The following is a 12,799-nucleotide window of genomic DNA, read 5'->3' as shown; positions in this document are numbered from 1 at the left end:
ACGGAGGGCGCTCGCCGTGGGTGGGGCCTCGTGGGGCTGCCTTGAGTTTCAGCTCCGACCGGGCGCATCGTCCGTCATCCAGAACTCCGCCATTGGACGCCGGGCTGTTCCTGCGGGGAATCCCGGGAGCTCGCGATGACTCGCGGCGCGAGACGGCACGGACGAGCTGCCGGGCGGGAACGCCCCGGGCCGTTGCCCGTACTTGTGATCCTCACGCTGGGTCGTTCAACCCGCATCTTCACCGGCCCACCATCTCCGGCGTTCCGTAGGTGCTGCGAACCTGTCCGGGGCCCTGGAAGATTCAGGCCCCGGACAGCAGCCGTGGAGATCGTCACCTCCGGCGAGAAGCGGGGGCGTCACCGGTGGAGCCGCCCGCCTCCCCCTCGTCCGTGCCCCCTGCTTCAGCCGACAGGATGGCGAGGTTGTTCATCGCGCCGGGGTGCCCAGCGTCGGCGGCCTGGCGGTAGGCGGTCTCCGCCTCGTTCAGCCGCCCCACACTGGCCAGCAGTTTGCAGAGGTTGTTCATCGCGTTGATGTGTCCGGCGTCGGCGGCCCGGCGGAGAAGGCGCTCGGCCTCGTTCGGACGCCCCGCCCTGGCCAGCAAGAATCCGAGGTTGTTCATCGCGCTGGTGTGTCCGGCGTCAGCGGCCTGGCGGTAGACAGCGACGGCCTCGGGCAGGCGGCCTGTTCCGGCCAGCAGGTTGCCGAGGTTGTTCAGCGATTCGGTGTGTCCGGCGTCGGCGGCTCGACGGTAGGCGGCTTCCGCCTCGTCCGGCCGACCCGCACGGACCAGCAGGTTCCCGAGGTTGTGCATCGCGCCGGTGTGTCCGGCGTCGGCGGCCTGGCGGTAGGTGGCTTCCGCCTCGTCCGTGCGACCGGCATTGGCCAGCAAGTTCCCGAGGTTGTTCATCGCGCTGGTGTGTCCGGCGTCGGCGGCCTGGCGGTAGGCGGCTTCCGCCTCGTCCGGACGCCCCTCGTCCTCCAGCAAGATGCCGAGGTGGGCCCGTGCGTCAGCGAACCCGGAGTCAACGGCCTGACGGTAGGCGGCTTCGGCCTCGTCCGGCCGCCCCCTACGGGCCAGCAGGTTGCCAAGGTTGTTCATCGCATTGACGTTTCTGAAGTCAATGGCCTGGCGGTAGGCGGCTTCCGCCTCGTCCGGACGTCCCGCATCGGCCAGCAGAACTCCGAGGTTGTTCATCGCGTCGAGGTGCCCGGCGTCGGCGGCCCGGCGGAAAAGGCACTCGGCCTCGTCCTGACGACCTGCGGTGTCCATCAAGAATGCGAGGTTGTTCATCGCGTCCGTGTGTCCGGCTTCAGCGGCCCGGCGGTAGACAGCCTCCGCTTCGTCCGAGCGGGCTGTGTCGCCCAGCAGGACGCCGAGGTTGAACATCGCGCTGGTGTGTCCGGCGTCGGCGGCTTGGCGGTAGGCGGCCTCCGCCTCGTCCGAGCGGGCTGTGTCGCCCAGCAAGACGGCAAGGTTGAACACGGCGTCGCTGTCTCCAGCAGTAGCGGCCCGGCGTTGGAAGCGTTCGGCCTCCTCGAACCGGCCCACGGCGGCCAGGAGGACGGCGAGGTTGTTCATCACGTCGGCCCGGCCGGCCTCAGCAGCCGGGCGGTAGAACTTCTCGGCGAAGACCGGGGCGACACGATGGGCATGGAATCCCATAATCGCCAGCTCGTCTGTGTCTGCGGTGTGCTGGAAGGCCGCGTGCCAGGTCGTGTCGAGGACGGGGGTGTCGGTGTGGTCGGCGAGGTAGTCGAAGACGTTCCAGGCGCTCGGGTCCTGCGTGGGCACAAGCATGCTCGTGACGCCGTGACGACGCCGGGTTGCCCATTCAAGGGCGGTGCCGAGCGATTCGGGGCGCAGGAGAGGCCCGCCGGCTATCGCGAGGTAGGGCTCGTGAACGTCGGCGAGAAGGTCGAGTGGATACGGGGGGCGCAGGCCGGTGCGGGAGAGGTCGACGGCTGCCGCGATGAGGGCGGCCGCGCGGGGGTGCCCGCCGGGGCGGGCTGCGCGGTGCCACTCCTGGAACAGTGCGGGGCCTGCGGCGAGGTACTCGGCAATCCCGTAGGGCCCGTGATGGGCCAGGGCGTCAGCGATCCGGTCGTCCTCCGCCTTGCCCGCCCGTTCCAGTTCACCGGTACTCCAGACCCGGGCGAGTTCCACGGTCTCCAGCTGTCGCAGCACCCTCGCGCCAACGGTCGCCGCCCTGGCGTGCTCCGTACCCGCCGCGGGGGCGCTTTCCGGGGCGGCGAAGATCTCGAACTGCTGGTGGCGCATCGTGGCCAGCACAGGGATGCGTAGGCGGACGAGTTCGGCGAGCAGCCCGGGCTCCAGCCCTTCGGGCCCGAGGTAGGACTCCAGGTCGTCGAGCCACACGACGCAGCGGGTTCTGGTGCGGTCGATCACCTCTACAGCGGCCATCAGATCCGCGCCCCCGGCGGGGGCCACTACCCGGTACTCCGGCAGCTCCGCACGGAGTGCCTCGAAGCAGGCCCGCGTCTTGCCCGCGGTGGAGTCCCCGACCACCAGGACCAGACCGCCCTCGTCCGCGGCCCGCGTGAGACGGGTACGAATCAGCGGGTCCTGGTCCCGGGGAACGTAAGGGGGTACAGCGTTGCCCGAGTCGTCGGGGCGCGCCCGGTGAGCACCCGCCGCCAGCGCATCCCACTCCCCGGCCAGCGCCCACCGGAGAGGATCCTGGAGATACGCGGGAACCCGCCGGCCCCCGGTGGTGAAGGTGATGGGCCCGGAGATCTCCCGCGCCATGACCACGGCATCCTGACGGCCGCCGAAAATGCTGTTACTCGTCCCCGGCGCTTCCCACTCGACACCCACCCCGTGCCCTCCCCCAACTCCGCCCGCCACGTCCAGGCCCGGACCACATCCTCCACGATCCGGCCAGGGGACACGGGCGGGCAGCGGAACACCGCCCCTCCACAGTGCTGCACCGACCGCCAGAAGACGCCGGATCGCCCAGCACCCCCGACGAAGCAACGAGTTGTCCAGCGAAGGAATCGGGCGGCCTTTCGCCCTTGCCTCGTTTATCGCAGCCTTCTCCTGTCGTCGAAACGGGCTGCCGTCTCCTCCTCAGAAACGCTGGCGGGTTCTCCGGTGATGACGCGGAGGGTCGGCTCGTGGAGTGGCTGCCATCCCATGATTCGGACCAGGCGGGCCGTGGCCGCCAGCCGTCGAGGTGCATGGGCCTGGTGGTGCCGTAGGTGTGGCGGCGCAGGTCCGCGGTCCGGTGCCAGAGTTCCCGGACCTGGGGGTCCTCGCAGACCCGGTCGACGATCGTCCGCAGCGCACTGTTGGCCAGCGCTCCCTGGCGCAGCTGCGCGAGCAGGGGCGGCGCCCAGTGCTCCTCCCACTGGGCGCACTGGTCGCGCCCCGGCCCGGGCAGAAGCAAGTCCACCATCACGTTCGCGCCGGGCCGGGTGGTCCAGGGGCACGCCCGTGCGGCCCGGCGGTTGTACGCGAGGATCCCGAAGCCCGGCCCCTCCAGCAGCGCGGGGAACGGCAGCCTACCGATGTCGCGAAGGTCGTCGGGGACGTCGGGGGTGATGGGGGAGAGCAGGGGAGGGCGGGGCGCCCGGCCCACCGGGTGGAGGAGGAACTGAGCAACGGGACCCGACGGTGACTCCAGAGTCAGGGCATCTTCGATGAGGTCGTAGACAGCGTCGAACCGTTCGAACTCCTCAGCCTCCGCAGCCTTAGGATCACAGCATGCCCTTCCAATCCGCGCTGCTGGACCGTTTGGAGCGCGCCGTCCGGCGTTACGGCGCCGGCACGCCGACGGACCGAGGGGAACTCGCGTCCGCGGTTTCCCCTCTTGGGGTCGGCCTCGACCCGGATTACGCCGAGTTCGTCGAGCGTTTCGGGGGTTGCTATGTCGGCGTCCCCGTGTACGGGCTGCGGAACTCGGATCTGCTGGAGCACGTGAGCGTCGTAGACCTCACCCTGCGCTTCCGCCGCGACGGATGGCCCGGCACCGACCGGGGACTCGTCGTGTCCTTCGACCCAGCAGGCAACCCCCTCGTGCTCACTCCCGGTGGCCCCGTGACGAGCTACGACCACGACGTGGGGCGTGCGTACGAGCTCGCCCAGGGGTTCGCGGCGCTGCTCGACCAGCACACCGAGGACTGATACGGGCCTCCGCCTGCGGGCCCGGGCCGCGCCGGACGACACGGGCCGGGGGAGTGGGGAGACAGCCTTCGGGGCACTCCGGAACCTCCCCCAGTTCGGCAAATCTTAATGATCGCGCCTGCGGCAAAACCCACACACAAACCCTCCTCCGCCTCACCGGTCAACGCATCAGTGTCCTCTTCGCCATGCTCCGGGACGGCACCTTCTACGAGTCTCGAACCCCCACCGTCCCCCTCGCCGCATAACTATCCCAAACAGCCTCATACCCGGCGCCACAGCCTTGACGAACGACATAGAGCCCCCCATTACCTTCTTGGTGGCCCCGCAATGGGGCGCCCGGCCTCCGGAGTTGGCATGACTTTCTCCCCCTGTCGAATGCATGGCCTGGGGGGTGGTGTCACCGGCTCCGGAGGCATCGACAGACCGCTGATTAGGGGCATGACCACCGGCTTCCTCGCAGGTCGGGAGGCTCTTCGTAATGTGGATGTGGCGATCGGTGCCGTGGGACGGCCGGGTGGGAACGACCGGAGGACGCACGTGATCGACGTCAGCGACATCGGCACCTTCCTCGGCCTGGACGTCGGCAAGGGCGAACATCACGCCACCGCCGTCACCCCGGCCGGGAAGAAGGCATTCGACAAGCGGCTGCCCAACAGCGAACCCAAGCTCCGCGAGGTGTTCGGGAAACTGCAGGCCAAGCACGGAACCGTGCTCGTGGTGGTCGACCAGCCCGCCTCCATCGGAGCCCTGCCTTTGGCGGTCGCCCGGGACATGGGCTGCCCAGTCGCCTATCTGCCCGGCCTGACGATGCGGCGGATCGCCGATCTCTATCCAGGCGAGGCGAAGACCGATGCCCGCGACGCCTTCGTCATCGCGGACGCAGCCCGCGTCATGCCTCACACGCTCCGCTCCGTCGACCTCGAAGACGAGACCATCGCCGAGCTGGAGATGATCGTCGGATTCGACGACGACCTGGCCGGCGAAGCCACCCGCGTCAGCAACCGCCTGCGCGGCCTGCTGACACAGATCCACCCGCACCTGGAACGAGTCCTCGGCCCACGGGTCCAGCACCCGGCCGTGCTCACGGTGCTGGAGCGGTTCGGCTCGCCGGCCCAGATCCGTAAGGCCGGACGCCGACGGCTCGTGACCTTGATGCGTCCGAAAGCCCCGCGAATGGCCGAGCGGCTGGTTGAGGACATCTTCACCGCCCTGGACGAACAGACTGTCGTCGTCCCAGGCACGGACGCGGCCGCACTGATCGTCCCGAGCCTGGCCGGCTCGCTGACCGCAGTGCTTGACCAGCGGAAACTGCTGGCCGGACGGATCGAGGAACTGCTGGAGGCCCACCCTCTTTCGAAGGTCCTGACCTCGATGCCGGGGATCGGTGTCAGGACCGGAGCCAGGATCCTCATCGACGTCGGCGACGGCAGCAGCTTCCCAACTGCCGCCCACCTCGCCGCCTACGCCGGCCTCGCCCCAGCGACCCGCAGTTCGGGCTCGTCCATCCGCGGCGAGCAACCGTCCCGGCGGGGAAACAAGCAGCTCAAACGGGCCTTCTTCCTATCGGCTTTCGCGGCCCTGGCCGACCCGGCCTCCCGGACCTACTACGACAAGAAGATCAGCCAGGGCAAGCACCACACCCAAGCCCTCCTCTGCCTCGCGAGACGACGAGCCGACGTGCTCTTCGCGATGCTCCGCGACGGCACGTTCTACGAACCCCAACCCGCCCCATCAGCTTGACCAAACTCATAGGGGCACCCCCCCCGCACTCGGCGACCAGGCATACGCCGCGCACCTGGGAAAGCAGGTCCGGCGGCTCCTTCTCGGCGTCTGGCAACCGGGACCTGGCGGTCCGTCACCAGCATGATGGGTTGCTTCCACCAGCTCCAAGGAGCCTAAAATATGGACTTTCTGGCCAAAATTTCTTCAAAGTATACATTTTCAGACATTGGATCACATTTTTTAATGTGAAGTATTTTTTTGGACATAGGTTGATGAAGCGCTAGTTGAGGAACATCCTCGACTGCGCACACCGAAAGGCGTACATCATGCGTGTTACGCGCAGCACCTTCGTCCCCCGGACCCTCCTGATCTCCGCGGTCGCCGTTCTCGGCCTCGCCGCGACCCCCGCTCTCGCTTCCGCGCCCGCCCATACCGAAGCGGGCAGCGCCCGAACCCAGGCCAATCTCAGCATCCTCGGCCTGCCGGGCCTCAACGGCACCAACGGCGTCGGAACCAACGGCGGCGTCGGTGGCCTCGGCGGCCCCGGTGGCGCTGCCGGGGCCAACGGCAACGGAGGCAACGGAGGCGCCGGCGGCAACGGCGACGGCAGCGCGAGCATCGGTGGCGCCGGGGGCGCGGGCGGCGCGGGCGGCGCCAACGGCAACGGCGGAGGCGGAGGCGCGGGCGGCGCCGCCGCTCTCGGCGGCAAGGGCGGCAAGGGCGGCGTCGGCGGGGCCGGTAACGCCGGTGCTGGCATCCTCGGCGGCAACGGCGGCAAGGGCGGCGCCTCCACGGTCGGCGGCGGCTTCGCTGGCGGGGCCGGTGGGGCCGGCGGGGCAGCGAGTTCGGTGTGTCCGGGCAAGCCCGGTGGGAACGGCACTGCGGCCACGACCACGGCGAACGGCACCGCTGGTGTCACCGGCGCCGCAGGGAACACCACTCTCCCCTGCTGAGCACGCCACCGGGCGAGGCCTCAAGCCCGTGTCCCGGCCCTCTCACGAGGCGAAAGACGGAGGGGCATGAGCTTCCCGGGAAACGCGTCCGACGGAACGTGGCGCCAGATGATCACCGCTCACCGACAGACGGTGAGCGCAGGCGAATAAGCGCTCGGCCGGATTTCCCGGCCGAGCGCTTCCTTGTCCGCGGGCTCTGTCCGTGTCCTCCCCGTACGGCCTACGTACGCGGACTCTGCCCTCACCACCCGGCTCCGTGACGCCCACAGCGGCCTGCAGACCCTCGATATGCCGACCATGCGCGCCTGGTCCGCCAAGCAGTCCGCGATGTCCGCTCCGCGCCGATCCCGCCGCCCGCCGGTCCGCCGACGGAGATCCCGCGCTCGCCGAACTGCGACGCGTCGTCAACGACCTCGCCACCACCCACCAGCTCGGGGAGCTGATGCTCAAAGCCGCCCCGGCCTACCTCTCCGACACCGCGGCCGCCAACATCCTGGCCCCGCTGTGCGACCAGATCGGCTAAGCCCTCGCCAAACGGCCTCGCCGCCCGCCGCTACGCCCTGTCCGGCGACCGCCGTGCCTCGTCCGGCCGTCCTCTGACGTCGCAGTCTCCTCACCGTCGTCCTGCTCATGGCCTTCGGCCTGGCCCAGGACACCCCGAAGCAGACCGCGACCGGCACCGTCCCTGGCCGGCGGGGGCAAGGTCACCTTCGAGATCGACAAGGACGACCCCCAGAACCCCGCCGGGGACCGCTTCACCGGGGAGCGCTTCGAGAAGGCCCTGAACGTCACCCTCAACTCGGTGGTGCTCCGCTCCTCCGGCAGGACCTGACCACCGCCGGCACCTACATCGAGATGACCTCGCGCCTGACCGAACCCGTCCTGCTGGGCCTGGCCGCCCTCGCCGTCCGCAACCGCGTCAAACGCTGACCGATCCGCCAGCCTGGCCGAGCGAAGCCCTGCGAAGGGGGCGGCTGTTGCTCAACCGGTGAAGAGGTGGTCGGGTGGGTGGGTGATGGCGGCGGGTTCTCCGGTGATGATGCGGGGGCTCGGCTCGTGGAGTGGCTGCCATCCCATGATCCGGACCCAGGCCGGTCGCGGCCGCCAGCCGTCAAGGTGCATGGGCCGCGTGGTGCCGTAGGTGTGGCGGCGCAGGTCCGCGGTCCGGTGCCAGAGTTCCCGGACCTGGGGGTCCTCGCAGACCCGGTCGACGATCGCCCGCAGCGCACTGTTGGCCAGCGCTCCCTGGCGCAGCTGCGCGAGCAGGGGCGGCGCCCAGTGCTCCTCCCACTGGGCGCACTGCTCGCGCCCCGGCCCGGGCAGAAGCAAGTCCACCATCACGTTCGCGCCGGGCCGGGCGGTCAAAGTACCTGGCCCAGCACCCGGGCCGCGTCTTCACGCGCGCGCAGCTCCTCCAGGAGATCTGGGGCTACGACTACTTCGGTGGTACCCGGACGGTCGACGTGCACGTACGGCGGCTGCGCGCGAAGCTCGGATCCGAACACGAGTCGATGGTCGGCACTGTACGCATTGCGCCGGACCGTGTCGCCCCCGTCGTCCCGTCGGGTGCCGACGGGACGACGGGCCTTCTCCTACTCGGTAGGGGTTTCGTGCCGGAGACGGTGACGCCTGCCCGGCGGAAGGTTCCCAGGTCGACGCGTCGTCTCAGGGGCTACACCGACTGAGTAGTCCAGCAGGACGCGGGCGCGGAATCCCGCGTCGTATTGACCACAGCCGAGGGCTGGTTGAAGGCGTGTTCGGCGCGGATTCGGATTCTGTCTGCGCACAGCGTGAGGTCAACCGTTCTGGCACGGCTCGAATGTATTCGGTCAATTGTCCGGGCGGTTCGAGTAATCAGCTGTCCGTAGGTGCAAATTTGCGATAGGTGTGGGCATCCGCGCGTTGGTTTCCGATACCGGCGTTCCTCAGGGGGTTGTTCATGCCGAAGATGGTTGACTACCGCGCATGGCGCGGACGTGTTTGGGCCGCGTTAGTGACCGCGGCTCTGTTGTCTGCCGGCTTGCCGTCTGCGGCAGCCGATTCTGGCAGCGTTGAAGTGATCTCCTCCACGCTTCCCGCGGGTATACCGATCCCGTCGCTCGATGCGCTGCAGGCTCAGGGCAGCGGGTGGAAGACCGGGCTGCCGGTCCGGGAGACGGCGGCGGGCAAGCTGCCTCATGAGGCCATCGCCCCCGCCCGTTCCGGTCTGCCGAAGGCGTCCACGCCGTCGTTCCAATCGGACGAGATAGCCGGCAGGGTGCCGTTCGCGGCAACCTATCCGGAACCGCCCCGGACGATGACGAAGGACGAATGCAAGACGGGACTCCAGGGCGGTCGCCTCTTCGCGGTCAAGTCCCGGTACGCGATGTGCACGGGAACCCAGTTCATACAGACCTGGATGCAGCGTGGCCGGCCTGTGGGCCAGAGCTCGTTCACGCTGTGGGTGATCAACACGGTTCCGAAGAAGAACGACCGCACGATTCAGATTCAGTACTTGTTCACGGACTTCGCGAAGTCCGGTACCACCCGGACGAGCGGCCTGAAGGTCGACACCGACGGCGACGTGACGACGTGGCCGAAGCAAGCAGCGAGGAAGTACGGCGGGCAGGTACCACCCACACTGACCTTCGACGCGCTGAAGGCCAAGCCCGAGTACATCCACACGATGCTGGTCGAGCCCGGACAGGGCACCGGCACGGATGACGTGGTGCAGATGGCTTACGAACCCTTCGTGAAGCTCACCTTCCCCTCGCCGTACGCCTCGCCCAACACCGGGCGTGTCAGCGTTGGTTTCCTCGCCGGCCGCTGGGACACCGCCTCCTACCTCTTCAACAAGACCGGCGGCGGAAACCCCAAGAAGAAGGGCGGTGCAGCCCTGCCAGTCGTACCGACCCTGCCCTACAGCTCCAAGACTGGGGCCTCCGAGCGCGCAGTGGCCCAGCACCTGCGGGACGCCCACACCAAACCCGGCAGCACCAAGCCGGTAAATGCCCGCAAGGCGGTACCGGGGTTCGACCTGAAGCACACACTGCACCGGCTCCAGAACGACGGCGACCGCGTGAAGGCCAATCGCCGCGCGGCCATTGCCACCTGCGTCACGCACTGGGGGGCCGACTACGCCACGAGCGTCCCAGGAGTCTCGCGGGAATGCGACGAGTATCCCTTCGCCAGCACGTACGAAGGCGCAGCTCAAAGCAAGTACGAACCGACGAAACCGAAGGACAACTTCTCCGCCAGGCCTCTGCCCAAGGCTGACAACGGAGCCGGCGGGAGCATCCTGAAGATATTCATGGACCGGAACCGCATTCTGGACGGGTTCAGCAGCGGGGATGACGTCGACGCCTACATCGTCTCGATCTCCTGACGCGCCCTGTGGGCAGGGCCCGATGCTCTGCCCACAGGCTCTCAGGCGCTGGCCGGCCAGAACTGCACCAGGTACCGCTCCACCCCGACGGGCACGTCCACCACCGCAAGCCGGGCAACCTCGGCCCGGCCCGAACAAGAGGCGCGGACCTTCCACAGCGTGTCGGGCCGCCCGAGCTCCACCCGGCCTTCGCCGACCCCGGACATCGTCTCAACCGACAGATTCCCAGTAGTAGAAAAGATCTCTGCTTCGCCCTGAGCTTCCCAGCGAACGTCGCCGGTCACGGGCGGTTCGCTGCTCCACACCTCGGCTGTCAGAGCTGCCTCGTGGGTGTGCCCAGCGCTCTCGAAGTCGAGACGCTTGTCGTAAGAGGTCAGGAAATCTGCCCCTGGCACCTCTGCCCGCTCCTCGGGGAAGGGAGCGGGGACCTCCATGTCGTCCTCTTCCTGAAGGGCGAACGCGTGGAACTCCACGGACACCCGAACTTCTGCGCGCGTCACCAATTCGGCCACAGAGAACTCCTGTATCTCCCGCTGCCGTCGCAGAAACCCTATCCGGTAGCTCGGCCGCGCCGCTGGCTCTGCCGCATAACGGTGCACACAGTCCGGAAGGGAAGGGCCAGGGGATGAGCCACTGGCTGGCGGTGTCCGGCTCACCTCCTCTCGCGCAGAGAGCACGACATGATCGACAGGACTCTGCGCGCGGCGAAGTCGCGCCGGGTACATGATCGACGAGGCGGCGGCCGGCTCCTCACCGTCACCCGAGGTGGTCTCCTTCACATATCGGCAGACCTCCGGGGACGGCCTCCTTGGCGTCGAAGGATTGGCCTCAGCGAACCGCCGGCCACTGCACGCTTCGCCTCGCCCTGTGCCTCACTCCGGCTCTGTGGCCCTCCCGTGCGGTCTCCGGCCGCACCGCAGGCTGACCGAAGGCGAGAGCTTTCGGTGGTGGAGGTGCAGCGGGTCACGCTCCGTGTCCACCGCTGCCGTGCCCACCGCTCCGGTCGTCGTCCTCGAATCGGGCGGGCCCACCCAAGTTGCCGTACCCCTTCATCTGGTGGGGTGAGAGCCGCTCGCCCTCTCCTCCGAAGTCGTCGGCGGCGCGGGGCTCGCCAGGCGTATGGGAGGGCGTCGATGGGCGGTGCCGTCGTTCGTCCGGGCGCGGCGGCCGGCTCCTTCCCTTTCGGGTCCGCCAGACAACGGTGCCGATCAACAGGGCCACCACGAAGAGTCCAACGATGAACGGAACGGTTCCGCCGGCCCACACCGGGGCGGCCAGATGCGGCCCCGGGTCGGAGGCACGTTCGAGCAGTGTGGTCATGGCGAGTTACCCGTTTCCTCTCGGCAGCGTGGTCGTGCGTGTCGCGCTCCAGAGCGGGTTCCCGCTGCTCCCCGCGGAAATCATGCGCATCAGCTGCGAGAAGGCCGGGCCCGCTCGGGCCCCGCTGCGGGTTGCGCTACCGCTGAGCGTGCTGTTCACGGGCGACAGCCGCAGCGCACAGTCCGCCCCACACTGCGGCAAATCCTGCGACCTTCAGGCGCCGGGACCGGCCGGTGAGCACCGCTCCGAACAGAGAGGCGTCGGACAGGTCGGCGGCAACACGGCAGGCGGTCGCAGCCCGCAGCACCCCGATATCGGGGGCGAGGGCCATGGCTGTGCCGATGGCGGCATCGCGTGCTCCCACCGCCCGGATCAGCAGAGCGGTCGAGCGTGGCACTGTGCCGTCCGCTGGCACCAGTCCGCACGGCTTGGCCAGCCACACGGACGGATCATGATCGCGACGCTGTAGGCCGCGGTTGCAGCGCCCAGCATCCTTGGCATCGCTCCAGGCATCTTTACGCCCCTTCCCTCGTCTCCCTGCCGGGTACCCAGGGCCGCAGACCCACACATCCGCCTCGCAACGTCCGCGGGCAAAGCTCACGGACGGTAAACAGGGCAGCTTAAGCCGCTGAAGCCCAGAAGGGGCGTCCTCGGCACCCCCGTGTGCGAGGTCGGCCCAGCACTCGGTGGCATAGCGGATGAAGTCGAGGAAGCCGGTGCCGAGCGTCATGTGCTTGAGGTGAGCGGCGGCTGCACCGGGCCGGGTACCGAACTCCTGAAGCATTGTGACTGAGCACGACAGTTGGCCCTGATGGACAACTAGGGCGTACCAAAGCGGACACGGGTGATCTTGGTCGAGGACCCGTCTACCAGGAGCTTCGTCGTTCCGTACAGCCCGCACCGACCAACACCGCAGCCGCACGGTCAGGTTGAAAAGGGCTCACGCAATGGGGGGCGTCACGGCCCCCCGTCGGGTTGCCGGACAAGGAAGTGCTCTCCGCGCAGGGTGGCTTCCCAGCCGGGGGGCAGGGCCGCCCACCCGGCGTAGTCCGAGGTTTCCACCCAGCCGAGTGCGCGGGCGCGGGTAAGGACGGCGTTGCTGTCAGACACGTCGCCGCTGTCGTCCATGAGCGCGATCGTGAGCCGGTGGGTGTAGATGACGGCGGGGGAGCGGGGACCGGGCAGCCAGGCGTGGGCCTAAGGGCTCGCAGAGAATCAAGGTGTTGCTTCCCACGGTTCAACTCGTTGGTGTGGTATGCGCATATCTGGCGAGGTCCGTGATCAACTCGGCTT

The 12,799-nt window shown here is 68.6% G+C and carries 12 protein-coding genes and 3 pseudogenes; 8 read left to right on the top strand and 7 right to left on the bottom strand.

What is annotated here, in order from left to right:
* Positions 1-331: 331 nt before the first annotated feature.
* Positions 332-2,770, bottom strand: coding sequence for a tetratricopeptide repeat protein (locus AB0F29_RS00075; protein ID WP_361866113.1), 2,439 nt, complete (start codon positions 2,768-2,770; stop codon positions 332-334).
* A 34-nt stretch (positions 2,771-2,804) separates the two neighbouring features.
* Positions 2,805-3,602, bottom strand: a complete 798-nt coding sequence (locus AB0F29_RS00070) for a hypothetical protein (RefSeq protein ID WP_361866110.1) — start codon at positions 3,600-3,602, stop codon at positions 2,805-2,807.
* A gap of 125 nt (positions 3,603-3,727) precedes the next feature.
* Between AB0F29_RS00070 and AB0F29_RS00065 the strand changes: the two genes are divergently transcribed.
* The 6 genes and pseudogenes from AB0F29_RS00065 to AB0F29_RS00040 form a co-directional block, all read left to right on the top strand.
* Positions 3,728-4,147, top strand: coding sequence for an SMI1/KNR4 family protein (locus tag AB0F29_RS00065; protein WP_361866107.1), 420 nt, complete (start codon positions 3,728-3,730; stop codon positions 4,145-4,147).
* 113 nt (positions 4,148-4,260) lie between these two features.
* Positions 4,261-4,392 (top strand): annotated as a pseudogene (locus tag AB0F29_RS00060) (IS110 family transposase); the annotation flags it as partial.
* Between the two features lie 292 nt (positions 4,393-4,684).
* Positions 4,685-5,887 (top strand): IS110 family transposase, encoded by a 1,203-nt coding sequence (locus tag AB0F29_RS00055; protein ID WP_361866104.1) that lies wholly within the window; start codon positions 4,685-4,687, stop codon positions 5,885-5,887.
* A gap of 308 nt (positions 5,888-6,195) precedes the next feature.
* Complete coding sequence (locus AB0F29_RS00050; protein WP_361866102.1) at positions 6,196-6,822, top strand: hypothetical protein; 627 nt, start codon at positions 6,196-6,198, stop codon at positions 6,820-6,822.
* Positions 6,823-7,078: 256 nt separating this feature from the next.
* The gene (locus tag AB0F29_RS00045; RefSeq protein WP_361866099.1) at positions 7,079-7,345 is read left to right on the top strand and encodes a hypothetical protein; all 267 of its coding nucleotides are present in this window, start codon (positions 7,079-7,081) and stop codon (positions 7,343-7,345) included.
* A gap of 86 nt (positions 7,346-7,431) precedes the next feature.
* Positions 7,432-7,752: pseudogene (locus AB0F29_RS00040) on the top strand (hypothetical protein); the annotation flags it as partial.
* A 51-nt stretch (positions 7,753-7,803) separates the two neighbouring features.
* On the opposite strand, the gene AB0F29_RS00035 reads toward AB0F29_RS00040, so the two are convergent.
* Complete coding sequence (locus AB0F29_RS00035) at positions 7,804-8,160, bottom strand: hypothetical protein (RefSeq protein ID WP_361866096.1); 357 nt, start codon at positions 8,158-8,160, stop codon at positions 7,804-7,806.
* A 26-nt stretch (positions 8,161-8,186) separates the two neighbouring features.
* Here AB0F29_RS00035 and AB0F29_RS00030 point away from each other — a divergent pair.
* Positions 8,187-8,507: pseudogene (locus tag AB0F29_RS00030) on the top strand (winged helix-turn-helix domain-containing protein); the annotation flags it as partial.
* Positions 8,508-8,761: 254 nt separating this feature from the next.
* Positions 8,762-10,186 carry a NucA/NucB deoxyribonuclease domain-containing protein gene (locus tag AB0F29_RS00025; RefSeq protein ID WP_361866093.1) on the top strand — a complete coding sequence of 475 codons (1,425 nt, stop codon included), beginning with the start codon at positions 8,762-8,764 and terminating at the stop codon, positions 10,184-10,186.
* A 41-nt stretch (positions 10,187-10,227) separates the two neighbouring features.
* Here the strand turns inward: AB0F29_RS00025 and AB0F29_RS00020 are convergent, their stop codons facing one another.
* From AB0F29_RS00020 to AB0F29_RS00005, 4 genes are all read right to left on the bottom strand, one after another.
* A complete protein-coding gene (locus AB0F29_RS00020) occupies positions 10,228-10,698 on the bottom strand; it encodes a hypothetical protein (protein WP_361866091.1) in 471 nt (156 codons plus the stop codon).
* A gap of 451 nt (positions 10,699-11,149) precedes the next feature.
* Positions 11,150-11,506 (bottom strand): DUF6479 family protein, encoded by a 357-nt coding sequence (locus AB0F29_RS00015; RefSeq protein ID WP_361866088.1) that lies wholly within the window; start codon positions 11,504-11,506, stop codon positions 11,150-11,152.
* A 136-nt stretch (positions 11,507-11,642) separates the two neighbouring features.
* Positions 11,643-11,948 (bottom strand): hypothetical protein, encoded by a 306-nt coding sequence (locus AB0F29_RS00010; protein WP_361866085.1) that lies wholly within the window; start codon positions 11,946-11,948, stop codon positions 11,643-11,645.
* Between the two features lie 515 nt (positions 11,949-12,463).
* A complete protein-coding gene (locus AB0F29_RS00005; protein ID WP_361866083.1) occupies positions 12,464-12,616 on the bottom strand; it encodes a hypothetical protein in 153 nt (50 codons plus the stop codon).
* Between the last annotated feature and the right edge of the window lie 183 nt (positions 12,617-12,799).

The organism is Streptomyces sp. NPDC026589, assembly GCF_040638385.1.
Lineage (GTDB): Bacteria > Actinomycetota > Actinomycetes > Streptomycetales > Streptomycetaceae > Streptomyces.
This window is presented reverse-complemented; position numbering and strand designations above follow the sequence as displayed.